This window comes from Pseudomonas sp. RW407 (assembly GCF_003176655.1).
GTDB classification, from domain to species: domain Bacteria; phylum Pseudomonadota; class Gammaproteobacteria; order Pseudomonadales; family Pseudomonadaceae; genus Pseudomonas; species Pseudomonas delhiensis.
Genome location: NZ_QGSL01000106.1, coordinates 591,965 through 616,535 on the forward strand (window position 1 = coordinate 591,965; position 24,571 = coordinate 616,535).

Genomic DNA, 24,571 nt, shown 5'->3' on the forward strand with positions numbered 1-24,571 from the left:
AACCTTCATCGAGGGCGGCAAGGCTGCCGAGAAGCCGGTGACCATGGCCGGGCTGGCCGTGGTGATCAGGAACCCCTGGCTGGGCCGTGGCTTCGTCGAGGACCTCAAGCCGGAGATCCGCGCCAACTGCTCCGACCTGGGCGCGCTGATGGTCGAGCGCCTGACCGCGCTGATCGGTGGCGCCGGCAGGATCGAAGCCTACGGCAAGGCCGCCGTGGTCGGCGCCGATGGCGAGATCGAGCATGCCTCGGCGGTGATCCACACCCTGCGCTTCGGCAACCACTACCGCAAGGCGGTGGACGCCAAGAGCTACCTGAGCTTCACCAACAAGCGCGGCGGCCCGGGCACCTCGATCCAGATCCCGATGATGCACAAGGACGACGAGGGCCTGCGTTCGCACTACATCACCCTGGAGATGCAGATCGAGGACGCGCCGCGCGCCGACGAGATCGTCGTGGTCCTGGGCGCCGCCGACGGCGGCCGCCTGTACCCGCGCATCGGCAACCGCTACATCGACCTGGAAGAGCTGGCCGCCGAGCAGGCCCAGTGATTCCGCGGCCAGTGCAGGAGCGTTCCATGATTCGGCTCACCGCTGAACACACACCGGCCGGCACCAGCTACCTGGCGACCGGCCAGGGCCAACCCGTGGTACTGATCCACGGCGTAGGCCTGAACAAGGAAATGTGGGGCGGGCAGATCGTCGGCCTGGCCCCGCATTACCGGGTCATCGCCTACGACATGCTCGGCCACGGCGCCAGCCCGCGCCCCGAACCGGGCACCGGGCTGGTCGGCTACGCCGCGCAGCTGCGCGAGCTGCTCGACCACCTGCAGATCCCCCAGGCCACGGTCATCGGCTTCTCCATGGGTGGCCTGGTGGCGCGCGCCTTCGCCCTGCACCATCCGCAGCAGCTGCAGGGCCTGGTGATCCTCAACAGTGTGTTCAACCGCAGCGCCGAACAGCGCGCCGGCGTCATCGAGCGCACCCGCCAGGCCGCCGAGCACGGCCCCGACGCCAATGCCGAGGCCGCGCTGTCGCGCTGGTTCAGCCGCGAGTACCAGGCGGCCAACCCGGCGCAGATCGCCGCCATCCGCCAGACTCTGGCGAGCAACGACCCGCAGGGCTACCTGACCACCTACGAGCTGTTCGCCACCCAGGACATGTACCGCACCGAGGACCTGGGCAGCATCCGCGTGCCGACCCTGGTCGCCACCGGCGAGCTGGACCCCGGCTCGACCCCGGAGATGGCCCGGCAGCTGGCCGCGCGCATTCCCGGCGCGCAGGTGGCCATACTCGATGAACAACGCCACATGATGCCGGTGGAGTCGCCGCGCCTGGTCAACCAGGTGCTGCTGGACTTCCTGCACCAGGCCCTGAGCCTGCCGAACCAGACCGAGGGGATAGTCGCATGACACTCGCCCGCTTCCAGATGTGCATCGACGGCCAATGGCTCGATGCGCTTTCCGGCAAGACCTTCGAAAGCCTCGACCCGTCCAGCGCGCAGCCCTGGGCGCTGCTGCCCGATGCCGCCGAGGAAGACGTCGAGCGCGCCGTGCAGGCCGCGCAGAAGGCCTTCGAGAATCCCGCCTGGCGCAAACTCAGCGCCACCGCCCGCGGCAAGCTGCTGCGCCGCCTGGGCGACCTGATCGCCGAGAACAGGGAGCACCTGGCCCAGCTGGAGAGCCGCGACAACGGCAAGCTGATCCGCGAGACCCGCGGCCAGGTCGGCTACCTGCCGGAGTTCTTCCATTACACCGCGGGCCTGGCCGACAAGCTCGAAGGCGGCACCCTGCCGATCGACAAGCCGGACATGTTCGCCTACACCGTGCACGAGCCGCTGGGCGTGGTGGCCGGGATCATCCCCTGGAACAGCCCGCTGTACCTCACCGCGATCAAGCTGGCCCCGGCCCTGGCCGCCGGCAATACCATCGTGCTCAAGCCGTCGGAACACGCCTCGGCGACCATCCTCGAGCTGGCCCGCCTGGCCCTGGAGGCCGGCTTCCCGGCCGGCGTGGTCAACGTGGTCACCGGCTTCGGCCCGAGCACCGGCGCGGCCCTGACGCGCCACCCGCTGGTGCGCAAGATCGCCTTCACCGGCGGCGCCGCCACCGCCCGCCACGTGGTGCGCAGCAGCGCGGAGAACTTCGCCAAGCTGTCGCTGGAGCTGGGCGGCAAGTCGCCGAACATCATCTTCGCCGACGCCGACCTGGACAGCGCCATCAACGGCGTGGTGGCCGGCATCTACGCCGCCACCGGGCAGAGCTGCGTGGCCGGCTCGCGGCTGCTGGTGCAGCGCGAGATCTACGACGAGTTCGTCGCCCGCCTGATCGAACGCGCCCAGCGCATCCGCATCGGCAACCCGCAGGAAGATGCCAGCGAGATGGGCCCCATGGCGACCGCGCAGCAACTGGCGGTGGTCGAGGGCCTGGTGGCCGCGGCCAAGGCCGAGGGCGCGCGCCTGCTGATGGGCGGCAAGCGCCCCGAGGGCCAGGGCGAGGGCTGGTATTACGAGCCGACGCTGTTCGCCTGCAACAGCCACTCCATGCGCATCATGCAGGAGGAAGTGTTCGGCCCGGTGGCCTCGGTCATCCCCTTCGACGACGAGACCGAGGCGCTGGCCCTGGCCAACGACTCGCAGTACGGCCTGGCCGCCGGCATCTGGACCCGCGACCTGGGCCGCGCCCACCGCCTGGCGCGCGACGTGCGCTCGGGGATCATCTGGGTCAACACCTACCGCGCGGTCTCGGCCATGGCGCCGATCGGCGGCTTCCACCAGAGCGGCTACGGCCGCGAGAGCGGCATCGACTCGGTGCTGGCCTACACCGAACTGAAGACGGTGTGGATCAACCTCTCGCAGGCGCCCATGCCCGACCCCTTCGTGATGCGCTGAGGTACAGACCATGATCGAACCCGGAATCTACAAGGAAGTCATGGGCTCCTTCCCCTCGGGGGTGACCGTGGTCACCACCCTGGACGCCGCGGGCGGCATCGTCGGCATCACCGCCAGCGCCTTCAGCGCGCTGTCGATCGACCCGGCGCTGGTGCTGTTCTGCCCCAACTACGCCTCGGACACCTACCCGATCCTGCGCGACAGCAAGCAGTTCGCCATCCACCTGCTGTGCGCCGACCAGCAGGCCGAGGCCTATGCCTTCGCCGGCAAGGGCAAAGACAAGGCCAAGGGCATCGACTGGTACCTGAGCGAGCGGGGCAACCCGCTGCTGCGCAAGGCCACGGCGATCATCGAGTGCGAGCTGTGGCGCGAGTACGACGGCGGCGACCACGCCATCATCGTCGGCGCGGTGAAGAACCTGATCCTGCCCGAGCAGGCGGTGACGCCCATGGTCTACCACCGCGGCAAGCTCGGCGCCCTGCCGCAGCTGGCCTGATCGTCACGCCCCGTGGGAGCGAGCCTGCTCGCTCCTACAGGTAGCGGAGAAACACTGACGCAGGGTGGCGTTGAGCGAAGCGATACCCATCACCACGGCCGCATGAGTTTCGCAAGCTCGACCCCTCCTGCGAGAAACACCTCGGAGCAGCCGGCAGACAGTTGCTCCTACATGAAAGCAGGAGCATGCGATGAGCAACGAGAAATACGACAAGGGCCTGGCCATCCGCACCCAGGTGCTGGGCGAGGCCTACGTGAACAGGTCGCTGGCCGCCGCCGACGAGTTCAGCAAGCCGCTGCAGGAACTGGTCACCGAGTACTGCTGGGGCCACGTCTGGGGCCGCGAGGGTTTGTCGCTGAAAGAACGCAGCATGATAAACTTGGCGATGATTTCGGCCCTCAACCGGCCGCACGAACTGAAGCTGCACATCCGCGGCGCCCTGCGCAACGGGCTCAGCCGCGAGCAGATCCGCGAAATCCTGCTCCAGGTCGGCATCTACTGCGGCGTCCCGGCGGCGGTCGACAGCTTCCGCCTGGCCCGCGAGGCCTTCGCCGAGGCCGATGCCGAGACCCAGGGCTAGGCCGCTTCACCCCCTACGGACAGCCATAACCAGAGCGGACCACATGAAACGCTTGCCCCTCGACGATAGCTTCAAGGTCAACCGCAACCCCGTGACCCTGCGCGAGATTGTGCTGGACAAGCTGCGCGGCGCCATCCTCAACTTCCAGTTGCTGCCGGGCGACCGCCTGGTGGAGCGCGACCTCTGCGACCGCCTCGGCGTCAGCCGCACCTCGGTGCGCGAGGCCCTGCGCCACCTGGAGTCCGAGGGGCTGGTGGAGTTCGCCGACGCCAAGGGCCCGCGGGTGGCCATCATCACCCTGGAAGACGCCTGCGACATCTACGAGCTGCGCTGCGTGCTCGAGGGCATGATCGTCCAGCTGTTCACCCTGAACGCCAAGGCCAAGGACATCCGCGCCCTGGAGCGCGCCCTCGAGGAGAACCGCAAGGCCCTGGAGGAAGGCGACCTGCAGCAGGTGCTGGATTCGGTGCAGGGCTTCTACGACGTGCTGCTGGAAGGCTCGGGCAACCGCATCGCCGCCACCCAGCTGCGCCAGCTGCAGGCGCGCATCAGCTACCTGCGCGCCACCTCGGTGTCCCAGGCCAACCGCCGCGGGGCGAGCAACCAGGAGATGGAGAAGATAGTCGCGGCGATCAAGAGCGGCGACCCGGCGGCCGCGCACCAGGCCTCGGTGGACCACGTGCGCGCCGCGGCCAAGGTGGCGCTGGACTACCTGAAGTCCAAGCAGGAAGAGGATGGCAAGGTCCGCGAGATCGCCACCCCCATCGTCCTCAAAGAGCCGCGCATAGGACGCTGACGCCATGCCCGCCCCGCGCTTCTGCCCGCAGTGCGGCGGCGACCGGATGGAACGCCGCCAGCCGCCGGGGGACACCCACGAGCGCCTGCTGTGCGGCGCCTGCGGCTACATCCACTACGAGAACCCCAAGGTCATTGCCGGCTGCATCATCGAGCGCGACGGCCAGTACCTGCTGTGCCAGCGCGCCATCCCGCCGCGCCCCGGCACCTGGACGCTGCCGGCCGGCTTCATGGAAAGCGGCGAGACCACCGAACAGGCGGCCCTGCGCGAGGTCTGGGAAGAGAGCGGCGTGCGCGCCGAGATCCTCTCGCCCTACTCCATCTTCAGCGTGCCGAAGATCAGCGAGGTGTACATCATCTTCCGCGCCCAGGCGCTGGAGATCACCGACGCCTACGGCCCGGAGACCCTCGACCGGCGCTTCTTCGCGCCTGAAGACATTCCCTGGGAGCAGATCTACTACCCGGCAATCCGGCAGATTCTCGAGCGCTACATCGAGGAGCGGCAGGCGGGGGTGTATGGGATCTATATGGGGAATGACGATAGCGGGAAGATCCACTTCATTCGCTGATTGCGGCTTCTGCTTTTCGTAGGAGCGAGGGGGTGCCTAGCTCTTGCTCGCGAATGGTGTTTCCCGGTGACTGTGGTGTGTTGGGCCAACTCCGCTCCCTCTCCCTAACCCTCTCCCTGAAGGGAGAGGGGACCGTTCGGCCTCAAGCGTAACCTTGGCGCTCGCCGGCACATAAGAAGTTGCCGGCCATCACAAGACCCAAAGCAGACACGGACAAGCCCCCTCTCCCTTCAGGGAGAGGGCTGGGGAGAGGGGACGAAATCACCCTCAAACACCAGCGCTGCCGGGAAACGCCGGTTCGCGAGCAAGCTCGCTCCTACAAAAGACCCCTCCCTCAGAGCTCAACCCCCTCGACGATGATCACCTCCGCCTTCGCCGCCCCCTGCCGCTGCGCCCAGGCCTCCTGGTATTCCTTCGAGCGGTAGCAGGCCAGCGCCTGGTCGTAGGAGGCGAACTCGATCACCACGCTGCGCTGCGGCGTCGGGCGGCCCTCCAGGGCCTCGGAGCGGCCGCCGCGGGCGAGGATGCGGCCGCCGTACAGGGCGAAGGCCGCTGGCGCGCGGCGGGTGTATTGGCTGTACTGCTCGGGGTCGGTGACGTCCACGTGGGCGATCCAGTAGGCCTTCATGGCAACCTCTTGGTGACAGTGATTTTGTGTATGATGGTATACCAAAATAATCTTCCCGCCATACCCCGGAGCCGGCCATGCCGTTCAATACCACCGAAGAAATCATCGAGGACTTCCGCCAGGGCCGCATGGTGCTGCTGGTGGACGACGAGGACCGCGAGAACGAGGGCGACCTGCTGCTGGCCGCCGAGTTCTGCACGCCCGACGCCATCAACTTCATGGCCCGCGAGGCGCGCGGGCTGATCTGCCTCACCCTCACCGAGGAGCACTGCCTGCGCCTCGGCCTGGAGCAGATGGTGCCGAACAACGCCAGCCCCTACTCCACCGCCTTCACCGTCTCCATCGAGGCGGCCACCGGGGTGACCACCGGCATCTCCGCCGCCGACCGCGCGCGCACCGTGCAGGCCGCGGTGGCGCCGGGGGCCAGCGCGGCGGACATCGTCCAGCCCGGGCACATCTTCCCGCTGCGTGCCCGCGAGGGCGGCGTGCTCACCCGCGCCGGGCACACCGAGGCCGGCTGCGACCTGGCGCGCCTGGCCGGGCTGACCCCGGCGGCGGTCATAGTCGAAGTGATGAACGACGACGGCAGCATGGCCCGCCGCCCCGAGCTGGAAGCCTTCGCCGCGCAGCACGGGATCAGGATCGGCACCATCGCCGACCTCATCCACTACCGCCTGAGCACCGAGCACACCGTGCGGCGCATCGGCGAGCGCGAGCTGCCCACGGTGCACGGCAGCTTCCGCCTGGTGACCTTCGAGGACCGCATCGAGGGCGGCGTGCACATGGCCATGGTGATGGGCGACATCGACCCCGCCGAACCGACCCTGGTGCGCGTGCACGTGATCGACCCGCTGCGCGACCTGGTCGGCGCCGAGTACGCCGGGCCGAAGAACTGGACGCTGTGGGCGGCCCTGCAGCGCGTGGCCGAGGAAGGCCGCGGCGTGGTGGTGGTGCTGGCCAACCACGAGTCGTCCCAGGCGCTGCTGGAGCGCGTGCCGCAGCTCACCCAGCCGAGCCGGCCGTTCACCCGCTCGCAGTCGCGCATCTATTCGGAGATCGGCGCCGGCGCGCAGATCCTCCAGGACCTGGGCGTGAGCAAGCTGCGCCACCTCGGCCCGCCGCTGAAATACGCCGGCCTCACCGGCTACGGGCTGGAAGTGGTGGAAAGCGTGCCCTTCGACGACTGGAAGCCGGCCACCGAGGCCTGACCACCGGTCGGCCGATACTGGCCGCCGGCCAGCTCGCGGGCACCCGGACGTGTGGATAAACGCTAGAAAAATCAGTCGATTGCCGCCATCGGGCGGCAACCGAAAAGCCGCCAGGGACGGCGCTAACCGGCAATCCACGGGGCCTGGAATGGGGCGAAGGCTTGCAGAAAGCTTGGAATACCATAATATGACATTCCGTAGGCCGACGATTGTCTCGGCGCCCCCGAACACGGGACAGCCTGAACAACGCTCCGGACAAGGCCGACCCTGACAGGCCCAGATGGCCACTGCTCCTGATGGGCAGGCACACAGCGCCTGCCCGCGCACAAACACAACAACGAGGGCATGTACATGGTGTTCAAGAAACGCGCAGTCGCGGCGACCCTCGCCGCCCTCCTGGGCCTGGCCGGCACCGCCGCCAGCGCCGCCGACGCCATCAGCTTCGTGAGCTGGGGCGGCACCACCCAGGACGCCCAGAAACAGGCCTGGGCCGAGCCCTTCAGCCAGGCCAGCGGCATCCGCGTGGTGCAGGACGGCCCCACCGACTACGGCAAGCTCAAGGCCATGGTCGAAAGCGGCAACGTGCAGTGGGACGTGGTGGACGTGGAGGCGGACTTCGCCCTGCGCGCCGCCGCCGAAGGCCTGCTGGAGCCGCTGGACTTCAACGTCATCAAGCGCGAGCGCATCGACCCGCGCTTCGTCTCCGACCACGGCGTGGGCTCCTTCTACTTCTCCTTCGTGCTCGGCTACAACCAGGGCAAGGTCGGCGGCAACGCCCCGCAGGACTGGAGCGCGCTGTTCGACACCAAGACCTACCCGGGCAAGCGCGCCCTGTACAAGTGGCCGAGCCCCGGCGTGCTGGAACTGGCCCTGCTGGCCGACGGCGTGCCCGCCGACAAGCTCTACCCGCTGGACCTGGACCGCGCCTTCAAGAAGCTCGACAGCATCAAGAAGGACATCGTCTGGTGGGGCGGCGGCGCCCAGTCCCAGCAGCTGCTGGCCTCCGGCGAGGCGACCATGGGGCAGTTCTGGAACGGCCGCGTCTACGCCCTGCAGCAGGACGGCGCGCCGGTGGGCGTGAGCTGGAAGCAGAACCTGGTCATGGCCGACTTCCTGGTGGTGCCCAAGGGCTCGAAGAACAAGGACGCGGCCATGAAGTTCCTGGCCGAGGCCTCCAGCGCCAAGGGCCAGGCCGAGTTCGCCAACCTCACCGCCTACGCCCCGGTCAACCTCGACAGCGTCGGCCAGCTCAAGGGCGACCTCGCCCCCAACCTGCCGACCGCCTACGCTAAGGATCAGATCACCCTCGACTACGCGTACTGGGCCAAGAACGGCCCGGCCATCGCGGCACGGTGGAACGAATGGCTGGTCAAGTGAAGCTGACGGCCGCTCCCCACGGCCGCTCCACTCCCGTCGACGGCGCCGCGCGCGCCGCCGACGCGGTGCAAACGAGGTCGCCGATGAAGCCGCAAGGCGTGTCGCCCTGGCGCGGCTCGGCCAAGCTGCTGCCGGCCCTGCTGTTCCTCGGCCTGTTCTTCCTCGCCCCACTGGTCGGCCTGCTGCTGCGCGGCGTGCTCGAACCCACCCCGGGGCTGGACAACTACGCCCAGCTGTTCGCCAACTCGGCCTACACGCGGGTGCTGTTCAACACCTTCGCGGTGGGCGCGCTGGTCACCCTGATCAGCCTGCTGCTGGGCTTCCCCCTGGCCTGGGCGATCACCCTGGTGCCGCGCGGCTGGGGCCGCTGGCTGCTGAACATCGTGCTGCTGTCGATGTGGACCAGCCTGCTCGCCCGCACCTACTCCTGGCTGGTGCTGCTGCAGGCCTCCGGGGTGATCAACAAGGTGCTGATGGCCCTGGGCATCATCGACCAGCCGCTGGAACTGGTGCACAACCTCACCGGCGTGGTGATCGGCATGAGCTACATCATGATCCCGTTCATCGTGCTGCCGCTGCAGGCGACCATGGCGGCCATCGACCCCATGGTGCTGCAGGCCGGCTCGATCTGCGGCGCCAGCCCCTGGAGCAACTTCTTCAAGGTGTTCCTGCCGCTGTGCCGGCCGGGGCTGTTCTCCGGCGGGCTGATGGTGTTCGTCATGTCCCTGGGCTACTACGTCACCCCGGCGCTGCTGGGCGGCGCGCAGAACATGATGCTGCCGGAATTCATCGTCCAGCAGGTGCAGTCCTTCCTCAATTGGGGCCTGGCCAGCGCCGCCGCGGCGTTGCTGATCCTGATCACCCTGGTGCTGTTCTACGTCTACCTGAAAGTGCAGCCGGAATCCCCGGTCGGCGCCAGTAACGCGAGGTAAGCCGCCATGCTGCTCTCCCCCAACGCCATGGGCCCGCGCCTGCGCGGCGGGCTGTACCTGGTCACCGGCCTGATCGCCGCCTTCCTGCTGCTGCCGATCGTGTTCATCGTGCTGCTGTCGTTCGGCTCCTCGCAGTGGCTGGTGTTCCCGCCGCCGGGCTGGACGCTGAAGTGGTACACCCAGTTCTTCGCCAACCCCGAATGGATGGACGCCGCCCTGGCCAGCCTCAAGGTGGCGGTGCTCACCACTGTCTGCGCGGTGGCCCTGGGCCTGCCGACCGCCTTCGCCCTGGTGCGCGGCAGGTTCCCCGGTCGCGAGCTGCTCTACGGCCTGTTCACCCTGCCGATGATAGTGCCGCTGGTGATCATCGCCGTGGCGGTGTACGCGCTGTTCCTCAAGCTGGGCTACACCGGCACGCTGTTCGCCTTCGTGGTCAGCCACGTGATAGTCGCCCTGCCCTTCACCATCATTTCGATCATCAACTCGCTGAAGCTGTTCGACCAGTCCATCGAGGACGCCGCGGTGATCTGCGGCGCCTCGCGCCTGCAGGCGGTGTTCAGGGTGACCTTCCCGGCCATTCGCCCGGGCATGGTCGCCGGCGGCCTGTTCGCCTTCCTGGTCTCCTGGGACGAGGTGGTGCTCAGCGTGATGATGGCCAGCCCCACCCTGCAGACACTGCCGGTGAAGATGTGGACCACCCTGCGCCAGGACCTGACCCCGGTGATCGCCGTCGCCTCGACGCTGCTGATCGGCCTGTCGGTCCTGGTGATGCTCGCCGCCGCGCTGCTGCGCCGGCGCAATGAAGTCAGCGCCTGAGCGCGAGGAGTCAGACAATGAGTGCCGTCATCCAAGAAACCGCGCAGGGCGGGACCCTGGTCAGCCTGCGCAACCTGAACAAGCACTACGGCGACTTCACCGCCGTGGACAACATCAACCTCGACATCCGCGACGGCGAGTTCCTCACCTTCCTCGGCTCCAGCGGCTCGGGCAAGAGCACCACGCTGTCGATGCTGGCCGGCTTCGAGACGCCCAGCAGCGGCGAGATCCTGGTGCAGGGCCAGTCGCTGGTGAACGTGCCGCCGCACAAGCGCGACATCGGCATGGTGTTCCAGCGCTACTCGCTGTTCCCGCACCTGTCGGTGCGCGACAACATCGGCTTCCCGCTGGACATCCGCAAGCAGAAGGGCGACGCGCGCGAGCGCCGCGTCGACGCCATGCTCAAGCTGGTGCAACTGGAGAAGTTCGCCCAGCGCCGCCCGGCGCAGCTTTCCGGCGGCCAGCAGCAGCGCGTGGCGATCGCCCGCGCGCTGGTCTACGAGCCGCGCATCCTGCTGATGGACGAACCCCTGGGCGCGCTGGACAAGAAGCTGCGCGAGGACCTGCAGGACGAACTGCGCCACCTGCACCGGCGCCTGGGCATCACCATCGTCTACGTGACCCACGACCAGGAAGAGGCCATGCGCCTGTCCCAGCGCATCGCCATCTTCAGCCACGGCAGGATCGTCGGCCTGGGTAGCGGCTACGACCTCTACCAGAACCCGCCGAACACCTTCGTCGCCTCCTTCCTCGGCAACTCCAACTTCCTTCGCGTGCAGGCCCAGGGCAACGCCGCGGCGCGCTTCGAGAGCAGCGTGCTGGGCATCCGCCCCACCGGCGGCCTGCGCGAAGGCCAGGACCTGGTGCTGATGGTGCGCCCGGAGAAGGCCCTGGCCCTGACCGCCGAACAGGCCGCCGCGCAGCCCCTGCAGGCCGGCTGGAACGAACTGGGCGCCACGGTGCAGGAAGTGGTGTTCCTCGGCGAGAGCCAGACCTGCAGCGTGACCACCGTGGGCGGCACCCAACTGACCCTCAAGGCGCTCTCCGGCGGCCAGCCGCTGCACCCGGGCAGCCCGGTGCGGGTACGCTGGGCGGCGGCCGACGCCTGCATCTACGGCGAATGGAACGAGAGCGACCTGGTGAAGGGCGCGCACTGATCCTTTGAAGTCCCTTGCGCCCCCGGCCGTTGTGGCGGCCGGGGGCTTTTTTTGCCTGCGGCTCCCGCTCCATATTTCCCCGTAGGAGCGGACCCTACCCACACCATTCCCTGTAGGAGCGCGCCTTGCGCGCGAAATCGCGGGCAGGGCCCGCTCCTACAGGTTGACACCGAACGCCGAATGGCCCGTAGGGCGAATAACCGTTCGCGGTTATCCGCCGTTGGCCGTGCTGCCGGGGCGTCCGGCGTGGCCGGTGAATCCAATCGCGGACGGAGTCCGCTCCTACGTCCGTGCGTCCTGGAACCGTAGGAGCGGACCTTGTCCGCGATTTGGCGGATAACGCCATAGGCGTTATGCGCCCTACAGGAAGCCCGGGAGCTTCGTGGTTTCGCCTCGCGCCGAACGGTCCCCTCTCCCGCTTGCGGGGGAGAGTTAGGGAGGGGGCACGGAGTCAGAGTTTGGCAGAGGTGCCAGAGCGAAGTCCGTCCCCTCTCCCCAGCCCTCGCCTACGCGGCCCGCCCTGAAGGGAGAGGGAGCCGTTCGGCGTGCATGGATAACGCAGCGTCAGCCGGCAAACTCGTAGGACGAATAACCGTTCGCGGTTATCCGCCGTTGGCCGTGCCACCGGGGCGTCCGGCGTGGCCGGTGAATCCAATCGCGGACGGAGTCCGCTCCTACGTCCGTGCGTCCTGGAACCGTAGGAGCGGACTCTGTCCGCAATCATGGCTACGAACCGTGCCGGCGGATGGTTTCGTGCGGCAAAAAAAGCCCCGCCAGAGCTGCTCTCGGGGCGGGGCGGAGAGTGGGACAAGGAATCAGTCGGCCAGGCCCAGGCGGCCCTGCAGGCTTGCGCGGGCCTGGCCGCGGGTGGCCAGGCAGTAGTACAGCGGGCAGGTCACCAGCAGGCCGGCCAGCCAGGACAGGTCGGCGCCTTCCAGGTAGTTGGCGTAGGGGCCGACGTAGAGCGCGGTGTTGGCGAAGGGCAGCTGCACCAGGATGCCGATGGCGTAGGCGACGATCGCGTGCGGGTTGAAGCGCCCGTAGATGCCGCCGTCGGCGCGGAAGATCGAGGCGATGTCGTAGCGGCCGCGCTTGACCAGGTAGAAATCGATCAGGTTGATGCAGGCCCAGGGCACCAGGACCAGCAGCAGGGTGAGGATCAGCCCGATGAACTGCGCGATGAAGTTCGCCGAGGCGCTCAGCGCCACCAGGCAGCTACCGGCGAGCACCACCGACGACAGCACCACGCGCAGGCGCACGCTGGGCGTCCAGGTGGCGGCGAAGGTCTGGATCGAGGTGACGATGGAGAGCACCGCGCCGTACAGGTTCAGCGCGTTGTGGCTGATGATGTTGAGCAGGAACAACACCATCAGCGCCGGGCCGAACACGCCGGTGGCCTGCTTCACCGCGGCCATGGCCTCGGTGCCTTCGGGGGTGGCCAGCACCGCCACCGCGCCGAAGCTGAACGACAGGCTGGTGCCCAGCACCGCGCCCAGGAAAGTGGCGAAGAACGGCCTGGCGATGCCGACGCTGGCCGGCAGGTAGCGCGAGTAGTCCGAGGTGTAGGGCGAGAAGCTGACCTGCCAGATGATCCCCAGGCACAGGGTGGCGACGAAGCCAGAGAGGTTGAAGCCGCCGCGGCTGAAGAAGTCCGCCGGCAACTGCTGGCAGAAGATCCAGGCGAAGCCCAGCAGCAGCGCGCCGCCCATCACCCAGGTGCCGATGCGGTTGAGGGTGTGGATGAAGCGGTAGCCGATCACGCCGATGGCGGTGGCGCCCAGCGCGCCGAGCAGGATGCCCGCCGGCAGCGGCACGGCCGGGGCGATGCTGTGGATCGACTCGCCGGCCAGGACGATGTTGGAGATGAAGAAGCCAAGGTAGATGAGCGCGGTGAAGAACACGATCAGCAAGGCGCCGTAGCGGCCGAACTGGCCGCGGCTCTGGACCATCTGCGGGATGCCCAGCTGCGGCCCCTGGGCCGAGGCCAGGGCGATGCCGACGCCGCCGAGCATGTGCCCGAGGAAGATCGCGACCAGGCCCCAGAGCAGGTCCAGGTGGTAGACCTGGACCACCATGGCGCCGGTCACCACCGGCAGGGGCGCGATATTGGTGCTGAACCACAGGGTGAACAGGTCGCGGGCACGGCCATGGCGCTCGGCCGGGGGCACGTAGTCGACGGTATGGTTCTCGATGAGCGGGGTGGACTCGGTGTGGGACATCTTCTGGCTCGCTGCGGATGGCCGGGCGCGGGCGCGGAGCGTCCGGCCACATGGCCGACGGCGTTCCACTGCGGGCGCGGACAGTCGGGAATCGGGATTGCAGGAATCAGGCCACGGGCGGCCTGGTGCGGGACCGGCGGTGCCGGGGCGGGTGCAACCTCGGGGAATCATCGAGCCAGGCCCCTTCGGAGGCGCGGCGGGGGAACATCATGCACAGCATCTTCTTGTCTTCTTTGTACGAAAGCTACGTATGTATTTGCTTCGGCAGCAGGCCCCGTAAAGGGCTGGCAGGCACGCTTGGGCGAAGACCATATTATGGTATTCCAAAATTCCGGCAAGCCTTTTCCCCACCAGCAGCCCCGACCTGGAGCTATCCAGGCGGCCATCCAGGCCCCTCGGAGAACCGCTGAAACCCTTGCCGCCCGAGGGCTTGAGCCCAAAGAGCGACGTTCGTCGGCAACCGACTGGCGGTCATCCCGGGGCTTGAACTTTCAGTAATACGGTATACCATCAGACGAAAATAATTCCTCCAACGCCCGCCCCCGTGGCAGCAGGTACCCGCAATGATCGACGCCAACCTCTACAAGCAAGTCATGGGCTCCTTCCCCTCCGGCGTGACCGTGATCACCACCCTGGACGAGGACGGCCAACTGGTGGGCCTGACCGCCAGCGCCTTCAGCTCGCTGTCGATGGACCCGGCGCTGGTGCTGTTCTGCCCCAACTACAGCTCCGACTCCTACCCGGTGCTGATCCGCCGCAGGCAATTCGCCATCCACCTGCTCTCCGCCGAGCAGCAGCGCGAGGCCTACAGCTTCGCCAAGAAGGGCAAGGACAAGGCCGAAGGCATCGACTGGCAACTGAGCGAGCTGGGCAACCCGCTGCTGGAGGGCGCCACCGCGGTGATCGAGTGCGAGCTGTGGCGCGAGTACGAAGGCGGCGACCACGCGATCATGGTCGGCGCGGTGAAGAACCTGGTGGTGCCGGAACAGCGGGTGCAGCCGATGGTTTACTGCCGCGGGAAGATGGGGGCGCTGCCGGCGCTGGCCTGATACCCGTAGGGCGCATAACGCCTACGGCGTTATCCGCCAAATCGCGGACAAAGTCCGCTCCTACGGTTCCAGGAAGCACGGTCGTAGGAGCGGGCCCTGCCCGCGATTCGCGCGCAGGGCGCGCTCCTACAGGGGAATGGCATGGCTCGGCCAGCGTAGGAGCGGACTCCGTCCGCGATTGGTCCTGCAGGCTACGCCGGACCCTCCGGTGGCACGGCCAGCCCTCACGTCCTGAACCGCGACACCAGCCGGTTCAACTCCTCCGACAACCCATTCAACGTCTGCGCATCCCCCCGCGTGGCGTCCGCCAGCCCCGCCACTTCCTGGGCGTCGCGGTGGATCTGGGCGATGTGCCGGTTGATCTCCTCCGCCACCTGGTGCTGCTCCTCCGCGGCCGTGGCGATCTGCGCGTTCATGTCGCGGATCACGTCCACCGACTCGCGGATGGCGCCGAAGCAGGCGCGGGCCTCGCGGATGGAGCCGACGGTGCGCTGCGAGGCCTCCAGGCTGGCCTGCATCTGCCGGCCGGTGTCGTGGGTGCGGCGGGCCAGGTTGCCCAGCAGCGCGTCGATCTCGCCGGTGGATTCGGCGGTGCGCCGCGCCAGCGCGCGGACCTCGTCGGCCACCACGGCGAAGCCGCGGCCCTGGTCGCCGGCCCGCGCCGCCTCGATGGCGGCGTTGAGCGCCAGCAGGTTGGTCTGCTCGGCGATGGAGCGGATGGTGCCGAGGATCGACTGGATGTCGTTGCTGTCCTGCTCCAGCTGGCGCATGGCGCTGGCCGAGCCGGCGATCTCCTCGCTCAGGCGGCCGACGCTGTCCACCGCCTCGTCGATCTGCTGCTGGCCGTCGTGGGCCTGGCGCTGGCCGCTGTCGGCGGAGGCCGCCGCCTGGCTGCAGGAGCGCGCCACCTCGTTGGCGGTCATGACCATCTCGTTGAACGCCGTGGACACCATGTCCACCGCCTCGCGCTGGCGCGCCGCGGTGTCGGCCAGGGCCTGGGAGGTGCCGCTGGAACTGCCGGCGCTCTGGTGGATGCTCGCCGCGGCCTGGCCGATGTTCTGCACCAGGCGGCGGATGGCGTCGAGGAACTGGTTGAACCAGCCGGCCAGCTGCGCCGTCTCGTCGCGGCCGCGCACCGGCAGGCGTCCAGTCAGGTCGCCGTCGCCCTGGGCGATGCCCTCCAGGCCGTCGGCCACCGCGCGCACCGGGCGCACCACCAGGCCGGCGAAAAAGGCGCCGACACCGGCGAAGCCCAGCGCCACCAGCGCGGCGATCAGGGCGATCGCCCAGGTCAGGCGGGTCGCCGCGGCCATCACCTCGCTCTCCTTGATCAGGCCGACGAAGCGCCAGCCCAGGGCCTGGGACGGCCAGACGTTGGCCAGGTAGCGCTCGCCGTCGATGGTCACTTCCACCAGGCCCTTGTCGGCGCTGGCCAGACTGGCATAGCCGCTGCCCAACTCGTCGAGCTTCCTGAAGTTGTGCTCCGGCTGCTGCGGGTCGACCAGCACGGTGCCGTCGCCTTCCATCAGCATCAGGTAGCCGCTCTCGCCCAGGCGGATGCCCTTGACGATATCGGTCAGGCGCTTGAGCGAGACGTCGATGTTGACCACCCCACCCTGCTCGCCGAGGCGGTTGGCGAAGGTGCGCACGGTGCTGACCAGCACCACCTTGTCCGCCGCCCAGTAATAGGCGTGAGTGCGCAGGGTGCGCCCCGGCTGGGCCATGGCCGCCTGGTACCAGGGGCGGGTGCGCGGGTCGTAGCTGGCCAGCTGGTCGTCGCCCGGCCAGAAGGCGTAGCCGCCCTCGCGCGTGCCGAGGGACACGTAGGCGTAGTCCGGGTGGCTGTGGGCCAGGCCGGCGAAGAGGTCGAACACCCGGTGGTCGAGGTCGCCGGCCGGGTGCTGCGCGGCGTCGGCGCCGATGAATTGCTTGAGGCCGGCGTCGATGGCCTGCAGCTGCGGGTGGCTGGCCAGGTACTCGACGTTCTGGGCGATGCCGTCGAAGAACAGCTGCATGGCGTTCTCCACCTGGCGGATCTCCCGGCTGCTGCCGTCGATGAAGCCGGCCCGCGCCTCGCCGCGCAGGTTGAAGATCACCAGCGCGGCGACCAGGAGCACCGGCAGGCTGGCGATGGCGGCGAAGGCCAGAATCAGTTTCTGTTTGAGGTTCATCCTTACTCCTTGGTCGGCGCCGGGCAGAAACGCCTTGCAGATATTCCGTATTATGGTATACCAATAAACCACGGACACCCAGCACATTCATGGCCAGTCGCCATGCCAGTGCCCGACCCCCGAAGCAGCGGTGCGCGCAGGCGCATCCCATCCGCCGGCCGCGCCTGTGCCGGATACAAGAAAAGGTTCGAGGTAAGCGATATGAAATTTTCCCTGTTCGTGCACATGGAGCGCTACGACGAGCAAACCAGCCACCGCCAGCTGTTCGAGGAACTCACCGAACTGACGCTGATGGCCGAGGCCGGCGGCTTCAGCACCGTGTGGATCGGCGAGCACCACGCCATGGAATACACCATCTCGCCCAGCCCGATGCCGCTGCTGGCCTACCTGGCCGCCCGTACCGAAACCATCCGCCTGGGCGCCGGCACCATCATCGCGCCCTTCTGGCACCCCATCCGCGTGGCCGGCGAATGCGCCCTGCTCGACGTGATCAGCAACGGCCGCATGGAAGTGGGCCTGGCCCGCGGCGCCTACCAGTACGAGTTCGACCGCATGGCCAACGGCATGCCGGCCACCGACGGCGGCAAGTACCTGCGCGAGATGGTCCCGGTGGTGCGCGCGCTGTGGCAGGGCGACGTCGCCCACGAAGGCGAGATCTGGAAATTCCCCACCGCCACCTCCTCGCCGCGGCCGCTGCAGAAGCCCACCCCGCCGATGTGGATCGCCGCCCGCGACCCGGACTCGCACAACTTCGCCGTGGCCAACGGCTGCAACGTGATGGTCACCCCGCTGATGAAGGGCGACGAGGAAGTGGTCGACCTGAAGAACAAGTTCGAGGCGGCCCTGACCAACAACCCCGGCGTGCCGCGCCCGCAACTGATGGTGCTGCGCCACACCCACGTGCACAGCGCCGACGACCCGGACGGCTGGAAGGTCGGCGCCGAGGCCATATCGCGCTTCTACCGCACCTTCGACGCCTGGTTCGGCAACAAGCAGACCCCGGTCAACGGCCTGCTGCCGCCCAGCCCCGAGGAGAAGTTCAAGGAGCGCCCGGAGTTCGAGCTGGAGAACATCCGCAGGAACACCATGATCGGTACCCCCGAGGAAATCATCGCGCGCATCCGCCACTACCAGGAACTGGGCGTCGACGAATTCAGCTTCTGGGCCGACAACAGCCTGCCCTACGAGCAGAAGAAGAAGTCCCTGGAACTGTTCATCAAGCACGTGGTGCCGGCGTTCCGCTGAACATCCGCCCGGGCTTCGCAACACCAACGCCGGTCAGGAAACTGACCGGCGTTGTGCATTCGGTCCCTGGCTCACCAGGAACCGGCGCCCGCCACCTTCGCCCGCTCGGTGCGGGCCGCGCGGCGGCCCTGGGCGCACACCGCCAGGGCGGCCAGGGCGGCGGGCGCCACCAGGGCGCCGAACACCTGCGGCAGCGACCAGCCCAGGGCCATCATCTGGGCGCCGGCGAAGGCGCTGAGGATGGCGCCGAAGCGGCCGATGCCGCTCATCCAGCTGGCCCCGGTGGCGCGCGCCTCGGTGGGGTAGAAACAGGCGGCCAGGGCGTTCATGCCGACGCTGGAGCCGTTCAGGCAGAAGCCCACCAGCCAGGCGATGGCGCACAGCAGGTAGAAGTGCGCGGTGACGTGGCCGATGGCGAAGATCACCAGGCCGCCGAGCAGGAAGCTGAGCATGATCACCCGCTGCTTGTTCCAGCGGTCCATGGCCCAGCCCACGCTGAGCGCGCCCAGCGGCCCGCCGACCTGGAAGCAGGCGGTGATCAGCGCCGCGTCCGCCACGCTGTAGCCGCCGCCCTCCTTGACCAGGGTCGGCAGCCAGCTGCTGAACAGGTAGACCAGGAACAGCGAGAGGAAGTAGCCGCCCCAGAGCATCAGGGTGCCGAAGCGGTAGCGTGGCGAGAGCATGATGCCGATGGCGCCGCCCGGCTCGCGCGCCCTGGGCGGCACCAGGAATTCGCTGTCGGCGGCGATCGCGTCCGGCGCCAGGCGCCGGAGGATGCGGCGGATGCGCGCCGGCTCGGCGCGGCGCGCCACCAGGAAGTTCACCGACTCCGGCAGGCCGAACAGCAGCAGCGGCGCCACCAGCAGCGGCAGCACGCCGCCGAGCACCAGCACGCTGTGCCAGCCGAAGGCCGGGATCATCCAGGCGGAGAGGAAGCCGCCGCCCGCCGCGCCCAGGGAGAAGCCGCAGAAGGCCACGGTGATGAGGAAGGAGCGGCTGCGTTGCGGCGCGTACTCCGACACCAGGGTGCTGGCGTTGGGCATGGCCGCGCCCAGGCCCACGCCGGTGAGCAGGCGCAGGATGACCATCTGCTGCAGGTCGCCGGCGAAGGCCGTGGCCAGGGTCCACAGGCCGAAGAAGAACACGCTGCACACCAGCACAGCCTTGCGCCCGTAGCGGTCGGCCAGCGGCCCGGCCACCAGGGCGCCCAGCGCCAGGCCGATGAGCGCGGCGCTGAGCACCGGGCCCAGGTCCCTGGCGCTCAGCGCCCAGTCCATCTTCAGCTGCGGGGCGATGAAGCCCATCGCCGCCACGTCGAAACCGTCCAGGGCGATGATCAGGAAGCCGAGGAACACCACCCACTTCTGGTAGCCGCCCAGGGGCCGGGCGTCGATCAGTTCACGCACGTCTATGGCTTGCTTGCCGCTCATTTCTGGCACCTCTCGCATCGGGCGGCCGGCGGCCGCCGCTTTCTTGTTGTTGTGTCGCGATCGTTCCGGGCCCGCCTCAGGCCCGTGGCTGGCCCTCCAGCGTGCGGAAGCGCACCGGGCGGATGATCCGCGTCTCCTGGGCGATCACCAGGTGGGTGGTGGCGCGCAGGTATTCGGCGAAGCCCGGGTCGCTGTCGCGGGCCATGCTGCGTTTCTCGAAGTCGTCGAGGCTGTCGTAGCCCCACAGGTGCACCACCTGGTTCAGCGGGCCGATGCTGCTGGTGTAGAAGGCCAGCGGCGGGCCCAGGTGGCGCAGCAGGATGGGCATGGCCAGGCGCTCGAAGAGGTCGAGGAACTCGGCCATGCCACGCGGGCGGATGCTGTAGACGCGGTGGTCGACCACCGGCTTGTGGGCAAGCATCAGGCCACCTCCCGGTGCCGCGCGGCGCCTTGCTCCACCCCGGCCAGGTAGCGGCCGGTGAGGTAGCCGAAGGTCATGATCGGGCCCAGGGTGATGCCGGCGCCGGGGTAGTTGCCGCCCATCACGCTGGCGCGGTCGTTGCCCACCGAGAACAGCCCGGGGATGGCCTCGCCGCGGGCGTCGAGCACTTCGCCACGGACGCTGGAGCGGATGCCGTCGAAGGTGCCGAGGTCGCCCATCAGCACCTTGAGCGCGTAGTAGGGCCCTTCGCCGATCGGCGCCACGCAGGGGTTGGGGCGCTGCCCGGGGTCGGCCAGGTAGCGGTTGAACGAGGTGCTGCCACGGCCGAACTGGCGGTCCTCGCCATGCGCCGCGCCCTGGTTGTACTCGTGCACTGTGCGCTCCAGGCCGGCGGCGTCGAGCCCGGCGGCCTGGGCCAGCTCGGCCAGGGTGCGGCCCTTGACCAGGTAGCCGTTGCGCAGCAGGGGCGCCAGCGGCATGGGCGCCGGCTTGGCGTAGCCGAGACCGTACTTGGCGATGGTGCGGCTGTCGCAGACCAGCCACATGGCCGTCTCCTTCTCGCCAGCGCAGGCCCGGATCAGCGCCGCGCCGACGTCGTGGTAGGAGTTGGACTCGTTGGTGAAGCGCGTACCGTCGCGCAGCACGCCGATCACCCCGGGCTTGTAGCGATCCAACAGGTGTGGGAAGGCCGTGTAGCCACCGCCCATGGGCACCCTGGACACCGGCATCCAGGCCGCCGCCTCGGGGTAGCGGATGTCCACCTGGCCGCCGGCCTGCTCGGCCATGCGCAGGCCGTCTCCGGTGTTGCCGGCGGGCACCGGCGAGCAGTGCTCGCCGCCGCTGCGCAGGTGCGGGTAGGCCTGGCGGATGCGCTGCAGATCGTGGGAGAAGCCGCCGCAGGCCAGCACCACGCCGCGCTTCGCCTCGATGCGCAGCTCGCCCCCGAGGCCGCTGGCCAGCGCGCCGCGCACCTTGCCGCCGTCGATCAGCAGCTGGCGGGCGGGGGTGGCCGTGTGGATCGGGATGCCCAGGTCCAGCGCCGACTTCGCCAGGCGCGCGGCCAGGGCATTGCCGCTGGTGACCTGGATGCCGCGGCGGTACAGCAGCAGCTCCTTCACATGGGTGGCCAGGCGCCTGGCTACGTAGACGAAGGACTTCAGCGAGCGGGTGGCGTTGAAGAAGTGCTTCAGGTCGGCGTTGGACGAGTTGAACATCATGCCGATGAAGGTGATGGTCTTCAGCGGCGGGCGCAGACGCGCCATGTCCCGGCCCAGGCCGCGGATGTCGTAGGGCGCGGCGAGGATGGAGCGGCCGACGTCGACGCCGCCGGGGGCGTCGGGGTGGTAGTCCGGGTAGAGCGTGGGCACGAAGCGCACCTGGGTCTCGCGCTCGAAGAAATCGACCATCTCCGGGCCGGCGTCGAGGAAGGCGTCCACCGCCTCGGCGTCGTAGAAGTCGCCGGTCTCGTGCTGCAGGTAGGCGAGCGCGGCCTCGCGGCTGTCCTTCACCCCGGCCTCGCGGGCGTGGCGGTTGCCGGGTATCCACAGCACGCCGCCGGAAAACGCGGTGGTGCCGCCGAACACGCTGTCCTTCTCGATCACGACCACGTCCAGGCCGTGCTTGCGCACGGTGATGGCGGTGGACAGGCCGCCGGCGCCGGCGCCGATGACCAGCACGTCGCAGCGCAGGGTGGTTTCTTGCTGGGGGCTCATGGGGCTCTCCTCGAATGCGGGCGAGCGCGCCCGGCCCGCGGGGCGGCGGGCAGGCGCGGTGGTGGTGGCGGGAAGGCTCAGGCGGCCTTGATCGGCGACTCGTAGCCGGGGCGCGGGATCAGCGCCATGGGCATGCTTTCCAGGCCGCCGTCGACGGTCAGCTCGGCGCCGTTGACGTAGTCCGCGCGGGGGCTGGCGAGGAACAGCACGGCGTTGGCGATGTCCAGCGGCTCGCCGATGCGGCGGTTGGCAGTCATCGCCTCGCGCGCGGCCTGCACCTGCGGGTCGGCGTAGAACGAGGCCGACAGCGGGGTGCGGATCAGCCCCGGGCAGATGGCGTTGCTGCGCACGCCGCGGGCGCCCCATTCGGCGGCCAGCTGGCGCGAGAGCATGCTCACCCCGGCCTTGGCCGCGCTGTAGGCGCCGCTCCAGGTCTGCGGGTAGTGCGCAGCGATGGAGGCGATGTGGACGATGCGCCCGGCGCCGCGGGCCAGCATCAGCCGGCCGAAGGCCTGGGAGCACAGCAGGTAGCCGTTGAGGTTCACCGAAAGCACCTGGTTCCACTGCTCCAGGCCGATCTCCTCCAGGGCGCCTGGGCGCAGCACGCTGGCGTTGTTGACCAGCACGTCGCAGCGGCCGAAGCGCGCCTGCACCAGGGTGGCGGCGTTGTTCACGCTTTCCGGGTCGGCAATGTCGCAGGCGATGGCCGGCACTTCCTGCCCGGCCTGCTGCGCCAGCAGCCCGGCGAGGTCGCGACAGCGGGGCTGGTCGCGGTCCAGCAGGACCACCCGGGCGCCCTCGCGCACCAGGGCGCCGGCGATTTCGAAACCGATGCCGCCGGCGGCGCCGGTGACGACGCATACCGCGTCGTCCAGGCCGAGCCAGGGGCTGCGTGCTTGGGATTGAGTCATTGTTGTCTCCGGCACTGTAAGGCGAAGGCCGGGGAAGGTTCGGCAGCCCCGGTCCTGGCGGCCAGAGTAGGCCCGGCGACGGCGCCGGCAGAATGGACAAAAGCCGCAAGCGACCCGACATTTTCGACAATCCGCCGCCGCAATGACCGCCACGATTTGCCTGCGCCGGCCGCACTGGTTAGGGTTGTCCACAGGTCCGCCGAGCCCTGCCGGGCATACAACAACAATGAGCAGCATCCCCAACTACGACCTCTACGGCGAGGCGCCGCAACCGGTGTGGCACGAGTCGCTGCACGTGGAGTCCATCTCCCAGCGCTCCGGCGCGCACAACTGGGAAATCGCCCCGCACCGCCACGACGGCCAGCTGCAGATCCTCTACCTGCAGCAGGGCGCCGGCGAGGTGCTGCTGGAAAGCCAGTGGGTGGCGGCGCAAGCCCCCTGCGTGATCTACATCCCCGCGCAGATGGTCCACGGCTTCCACTGGGCCGGGCAGGTGGACGGCCACGTGGTCACCGCCCTGCAGCCGCCGCTGGAAAGCGCCGCCGCCGTGCTCTCCCCGGCCCTGCTGCCGCAGTTGCAGAAGCCCTGGGTGATCCCCCTGCCGCACTGGGAAACCGGCGAGGATCCGCTGCTGCCGCTGTGCCTGGCGCTGCACCAGGAGTACCACGAGCGCGCCCGCGAGCACGTGGCCTGCAGCATGTCGCTGCTGCTGGCGCTGGTGATCCACATCTTCCGCTGCGCCGCCGAGGCCGACCACCCGGCCCCGCCCCAGGGCCGCCGCAGCCAGCAGGTGCGCGCTTTCCGCGAGCTGGTGGAAGCGCACTTCCGCCGCCACCGCCCGGTGCACGACTACGCCGACGAGCTGGGCGTGACCATGGCCACCCTCGGCCGCCTGTGCCAGGAGCAGCTGGGCATGACGCCCATGGCGGTGATCAACGCGCGCCTGGTGCTGGAGGCCAAGCGCGAACTGGCCCATTCGCGCCAGAGCGTCAAGGCCATCGCCCACGACCTGGGCTTCTCCGACGTCGGCTACTTCAGCCGCTTCTTCCGCAAGCACACGCGCTTGTCGCCCAGCGAGTTCCGTAGCCAGGGCGCCGGCTGACGCGGCCTGCGGGCCTTATATTCATTTAAAGAATAATAAAATCTGAATTTATTCTTTTTTACCTCCACCTCGATTCCTCTATAACTGCGCAGGAATCGACGGCCAGCACACTGTTGCGCTGCCAACAGTTGCCCAGCAGCAACTACCCGCCAGCCAACAGTTCGCCCAGCAACACTTGATAAATATCCATACGAATCAATGCGTTGAGTCCTGGCACAGGTCTTGCGAAAAGGATCTGGACCCGCCCTGCCGGCAGGGCAACAGCACAGGAAACCGAGAATGACTGCCCCCTTGAAAGTGGTCGCCGTGTCCGGCGGCGCCTATCGCCCCTCCCGCACCCTGGTCCTGACCGAGGCCATCCTCGCCGAGATCGGCCGCCACCTGGACACCGAGGTCCAGCTCATCGAGCTGGCCGACATCGCCCGCCCGGTGGGCGGCGCCCTGAGCCGCGCCGAGCTGCCGGCGGAAGTGGAAGCGCAGCTGCGCGCCATCGAGGCGGCCGACCTGCTGCTGGTGGCCTCGCCGGTGTACCGCGGCGCCTACCCGGGGCAGCTCAAGCACCTGTTCGACCTGATCGGCCAGGACGCCCTGATCGGTACCCCGGTGCTGCTCGCCGCCACCGGCGGCAGCCAGCGCCATGCCCTGGTCATCGACCACCAGCTGCGCCCGCTGTTCAGCTTCTTCCAGTCCCTGACCCTGCCCCTGGGCGTGTACGCCAGCGAGGCCGACTTCCAGGACTACCGCGTCACCTGCGAACTGCTGCAGGCGCGCATCCGCCTGGCGGTGGAACGCGCCCTGCCGCTGTTCGGCGACCACCGCGCACTGCGCCGCATCGCCTGAGGAG

The 24,571-nt window shown here is 68.8% G+C and carries 23 protein-coding genes and 1 pseudogene; 16 read left to right on the forward strand and 8 right to left on the reverse strand.

All coding sequences use genetic code 11. From position 1 onward, the window contains the following. The 7 genes from DK254_RS19515 to DK254_RS19545 form a co-directional block, all read left to right on the forward strand. On the forward strand, positions 1 to 550 hold a 550-nt coding region (locus DK254_RS19515; protein WP_109935791.1), incomplete at its 5' end, for an amino acid synthesis family protein. A 26-nt stretch (positions 551 to 576) separates the two neighbouring features. Further along, on the forward strand, positions 577 to 1,410 hold the full coding sequence (locus DK254_RS19520) for an alpha/beta fold hydrolase (protein WP_109935094.1): 834 nt from the start codon (positions 577 to 579) through the stop codon (positions 1,408 to 1,410). Continuing rightward, positions 1,407 to 2,888, forward strand: coding sequence for an aldehyde dehydrogenase (locus tag DK254_RS19525; RefSeq protein WP_109935095.1), 1,482 nt, complete (start codon positions 1,407 to 1,409; stop codon positions 2,886 to 2,888). Before DK254_RS19520 ends, DK254_RS19525 begins: the two co-directional genes overlap by 4 nt. A gap of 10 nt (positions 2,889 to 2,898) precedes the next feature. Beyond that, positions 2,899 to 3,384 (forward strand): flavin reductase family protein, encoded by a 486-nt coding sequence (locus tag DK254_RS19530; protein ID WP_089391077.1) that lies wholly within the window; start codon positions 2,899 to 2,901, stop codon positions 3,382 to 3,384. A 190-nt stretch (positions 3,385 to 3,574) separates the two neighbouring features. Next, positions 3,575 to 3,964 (forward strand): carboxymuconolactone decarboxylase family protein, encoded by a 390-nt coding sequence (locus tag DK254_RS19535; protein WP_089391078.1) that lies wholly within the window; start codon positions 3,575 to 3,577, stop codon positions 3,962 to 3,964. 43 nt (positions 3,965 to 4,007) lie between these two features. Further along, a complete protein-coding gene (locus DK254_RS19540) occupies positions 4,008 to 4,760 on the forward strand; it encodes a GntR family transcriptional regulator (protein ID WP_109935096.1) in 753 nt (250 codons plus the stop codon). 4 nt (positions 4,761 to 4,764) lie between these two features. Continuing rightward, positions 4,765 to 5,328, forward strand: a complete 564-nt coding sequence (locus tag DK254_RS19545; RefSeq protein ID WP_089391080.1) for an NUDIX hydrolase — start codon at positions 4,765 to 4,767, stop codon at positions 5,326 to 5,328. 334 nt (positions 5,329 to 5,662) lie between these two features. Here the strand turns inward: DK254_RS19545 and DK254_RS19550 are convergent, their stop codons facing one another. Then, positions 5,663 to 5,956, reverse strand: a complete 294-nt coding sequence (locus tag DK254_RS19550) for a DUF1330 domain-containing protein (RefSeq protein WP_109935097.1) — start codon at positions 5,954 to 5,956, stop codon at positions 5,663 to 5,665. Between the two features lie 77 nt (positions 5,957 to 6,033). Between DK254_RS19550 and ribBA the strand changes: the two genes are divergently transcribed. The 5 genes from ribBA to DK254_RS19575 all read left to right on the forward strand — a co-directional run bounded on the left by ribBA (position 6,034) and on the right by DK254_RS19575 (position 11,446). Next, positions 6,034 to 7,164: a bifunctional 3,4-dihydroxy-2-butanone-4-phosphate synthase/GTP cyclohydrolase II gene (gene ribBA, locus DK254_RS19555; protein WP_109935098.1), complete on the forward strand. Its 1,131-nt coding sequence runs from the start codon at positions 6,034 to 6,036 to the stop codon at positions 7,162 to 7,164. Positions 7,165 to 7,515: 351 nt separating this feature from the next. Beyond that, positions 7,516 to 8,541 carry an ABC transporter substrate-binding protein gene (locus DK254_RS19560; protein WP_089391094.1) on the forward strand — a complete coding sequence of 342 codons (1,026 nt, stop codon included), beginning with the start codon at positions 7,516 to 7,518 and terminating at the stop codon, positions 8,539 to 8,541. Continuing rightward, a complete protein-coding gene (locus tag DK254_RS19565; RefSeq protein WP_089391083.1) occupies positions 8,526 to 9,473 on the forward strand; it encodes an ABC transporter permease in 948 nt (315 codons plus the stop codon). Before DK254_RS19560 ends, DK254_RS19565 begins: the two co-directional genes overlap by 16 nt. Positions 9,474 to 9,479: 6 nt before the next feature. Beyond that, complete coding sequence (locus tag DK254_RS19570; protein ID WP_089391084.1) at positions 9,480 to 10,289, forward strand: ABC transporter permease; 810 nt, start codon at positions 9,480 to 9,482, stop codon at positions 10,287 to 10,289. Between the two features lie 17 nt (positions 10,290 to 10,306). Further along, positions 10,307 to 11,446 (forward strand): ABC transporter ATP-binding protein, encoded by a 1,140-nt coding sequence (locus DK254_RS19575; RefSeq protein WP_109935099.1) that lies wholly within the window; start codon positions 10,307 to 10,309, stop codon positions 11,444 to 11,446. Positions 11,447 to 12,261: 815 nt separating this feature from the next. Here DK254_RS19575 and DK254_RS19580 read toward each other — a convergent pair. Beyond that, positions 12,262 to 13,665, reverse strand: a complete 1,404-nt coding sequence (locus DK254_RS19580) for a cytosine permease (RefSeq protein ID WP_109935100.1) — start codon at positions 13,663 to 13,665, stop codon at positions 12,262 to 12,264. Between the two features lie 563 nt (positions 13,666 to 14,228). Between DK254_RS19580 and DK254_RS19585 the strand changes: the two genes are divergently transcribed. Next, the gene (locus DK254_RS19585; RefSeq protein ID WP_109935101.1) at positions 14,229 to 14,714 is read left to right on the forward strand and encodes a flavin reductase family protein; all 486 of its coding nucleotides are present in this window, start codon (positions 14,229 to 14,231) and stop codon (positions 14,712 to 14,714) included. A gap of 224 nt (positions 14,715 to 14,938) precedes the next feature. On the opposite strand, the gene DK254_RS35240 is transcribed toward DK254_RS19585, so the two are convergent. Together DK254_RS35240 and DK254_RS35245 are read right to left on the reverse strand one after the other, a co-directional pair. Then, on the reverse strand, positions 14,939 to 15,667 hold the full coding sequence (locus tag DK254_RS35240) for a methyl-accepting chemotaxis protein (protein WP_371921176.1): 729 nt from the start codon (positions 15,665 to 15,667) through the stop codon (positions 14,939 to 14,941). A 129-nt stretch (positions 15,668 to 15,796) separates the two neighbouring features. Further along, positions 15,797 to 16,972 (reverse strand): annotated as a pseudogene (locus DK254_RS35245) (cache domain-containing protein); the annotation flags it as partial. 114 nt (positions 16,973 to 17,086) lie between these two features. Between DK254_RS35245 and DK254_RS19595 the strand changes: the two are divergent. Continuing rightward, positions 17,087 to 18,130: an LLM class flavin-dependent oxidoreductase gene (locus DK254_RS19595; RefSeq protein ID WP_109935103.1), complete on the forward strand. Its 1,044-nt coding sequence runs from the start codon at positions 17,087 to 17,089 to the stop codon at positions 18,128 to 18,130. Between the two features lie 71 nt (positions 18,131 to 18,201). On the opposite strand, the gene DK254_RS19600 is transcribed toward DK254_RS19595, so the two are convergent. The 4 genes from DK254_RS19600 to DK254_RS19615 form a co-directional block, all read right to left on the reverse strand. Further along, on the reverse strand, positions 18,202 to 19,560 hold the full coding sequence (locus DK254_RS19600) for an aromatic acid/H+ symport family MFS transporter (protein WP_109935104.1): 1,359 nt from the start codon (positions 19,558 to 19,560) through the stop codon (positions 18,202 to 18,204). Positions 19,561 to 19,636: 76 nt separating this feature from the next. After that, positions 19,637 to 19,981, reverse strand: a complete 345-nt coding sequence (locus DK254_RS19605) for an NIPSNAP family protein (protein ID WP_109935105.1) — start codon at positions 19,979 to 19,981, stop codon at positions 19,637 to 19,639. Next, entirely contained in the window at positions 19,981 to 21,714 is a 1,734-nt protein-coding gene (locus DK254_RS19610) for an FAD-dependent oxidoreductase (protein WP_109935106.1), read from the reverse strand. The genes DK254_RS19605 and DK254_RS19610 overlap by 1 nt, the downstream gene beginning before the upstream one ends. A 77-nt stretch (positions 21,715 to 21,791) precedes the next feature. Then, on the reverse strand, positions 21,792 to 22,625 hold the full coding sequence (locus tag DK254_RS19615) for an SDR family NAD(P)-dependent oxidoreductase (RefSeq protein ID WP_109935107.1): 834 nt from the start codon (positions 22,623 to 22,625) through the stop codon (positions 21,792 to 21,794). Positions 22,626 to 22,851: 226 nt separating this feature from the next. Between DK254_RS19615 and DK254_RS19620 the strand changes: the two genes are divergently transcribed. Together DK254_RS19620 and msuE are read left to right on the forward strand one after the other, a co-directional pair. Next, positions 22,852 to 23,727 carry a helix-turn-helix domain-containing protein gene (locus DK254_RS19620; RefSeq protein WP_109935108.1) on the forward strand — a complete coding sequence of 292 codons (876 nt, stop codon included), beginning with the start codon at positions 22,852 to 22,854 and terminating at the stop codon, positions 23,725 to 23,727. Positions 23,728 to 24,006: 279 nt separating this feature from the next. Further along, positions 24,007 to 24,567 (forward strand): FMN reductase, encoded by a 561-nt coding sequence (gene msuE, locus DK254_RS19625; protein WP_109935109.1) that lies wholly within the window; start codon positions 24,007 to 24,009, stop codon positions 24,565 to 24,567. Positions 24,568 to 24,571: the final 4 nt, after the last annotated feature.

Coding starts and splice junctions, on each gene's coding strand:
- msuE (WP_109935109.1), top strand. CDS start 24,007: ATGACTGCCCCCTTGAAAGTGGTCGCCGTGTCCGGCGGCGCCTATCGC.
- DK254_RS19520 (WP_109935094.1), top strand. CDS start 577: ATGATTCGGCTCACCGCTGAACACACACCGGCCGGCACCAGCTACCTG.
- DK254_RS19535 (WP_089391078.1), top strand. CDS start 3,575: ATGAGCAACGAGAAATACGACAAGGGCCTGGCCATCCGCACCCAGGTG.
- DK254_RS19595 (WP_109935103.1), top strand. CDS start 17,087: ATGAAATTTTCCCTGTTCGTGCACATGGAGCGCTACGACGAGCAAACC.
- DK254_RS19565 (WP_089391083.1), top strand. CDS start 8,526: ATGGCTGGTCAAGTGAAGCTGACGGCCGCTCCCCACGGCCGCTCCACT.
- DK254_RS19585 (WP_109935101.1), top strand. CDS start 14,229: ATGATCGACGCCAACCTCTACAAGCAAGTCATGGGCTCCTTCCCCTCC.
- ribBA (WP_109935098.1), top strand. CDS start 6,034: ATGCCGTTCAATACCACCGAAGAAATCATCGAGGACTTCCGCCAGGGC.
- DK254_RS19600 (WP_109935104.1), bottom strand. CDS start 19,560: ATGAGCGGCAAGCAAGCCATAGACGTGCGTGAACTGATCGACGCCCGG.
- DK254_RS19545 (WP_089391080.1), top strand. CDS start 4,765: ATGCCCGCCCCGCGCTTCTGCCCGCAGTGCGGCGGCGACCGGATGGAA.
- DK254_RS19580 (WP_109935100.1), bottom strand. CDS start 13,665: ATGTCCCACACCGAGTCCACCCCGCTCATCGAGAACCATACCGTCGAC.
- DK254_RS19530 (WP_089391077.1), top strand. CDS start 2,899: ATGATCGAACCCGGAATCTACAAGGAAGTCATGGGCTCCTTCCCCTCG.
- DK254_RS35240 (WP_371921176.1), bottom strand. CDS start 15,667: ATGGTGTCCACGGCGTTCAACGAGATGGTCATGACCGCCAACGAGGTG.
- DK254_RS19575 (WP_109935099.1), top strand. CDS start 10,307: ATGAGTGCCGTCATCCAAGAAACCGCGCAGGGCGGGACCCTGGTCAGC.
- DK254_RS19620 (WP_109935108.1), top strand. CDS start 22,852: ATGAGCAGCATCCCCAACTACGACCTCTACGGCGAGGCGCCGCAACCG.
- DK254_RS19540 (WP_109935096.1), top strand. CDS start 4,008: ATGAAACGCTTGCCCCTCGACGATAGCTTCAAGGTCAACCGCAACCCC.
- DK254_RS19615 (WP_109935107.1), bottom strand. CDS start 22,625: ATGACTCAATCCCAAGCACGCAGCCCCTGGCTCGGCCTGGACGACGCG.
- DK254_RS19550 (WP_109935097.1), bottom strand. CDS start 5,956: ATGAAGGCCTACTGGATCGCCCACGTGGACGTCACCGACCCCGAGCAG.
- DK254_RS19560 (WP_089391094.1), top strand. CDS start 7,516: ATGGTGTTCAAGAAACGCGCAGTCGCGGCGACCCTCGCCGCCCTCCTG.
- DK254_RS19610 (WP_109935106.1), bottom strand. CDS start 21,714: ATGAGCCCCCAGCAAGAAACCACCCTGCGCTGCGACGTGCTGGTCATC.
- DK254_RS19605 (WP_109935105.1), bottom strand. CDS start 19,981: ATGCTTGCCCACAAGCCGGTGGTCGACCACCGCGTCTACAGCATCCGC.
- DK254_RS19570 (WP_089391084.1), top strand. CDS start 9,480: ATGCTGCTCTCCCCCAACGCCATGGGCCCGCGCCTGCGCGGCGGGCTG.
- DK254_RS19525 (WP_109935095.1), top strand. CDS start 1,407: ATGACACTCGCCCGCTTCCAGATGTGCATCGACGGCCAATGGCTCGAT.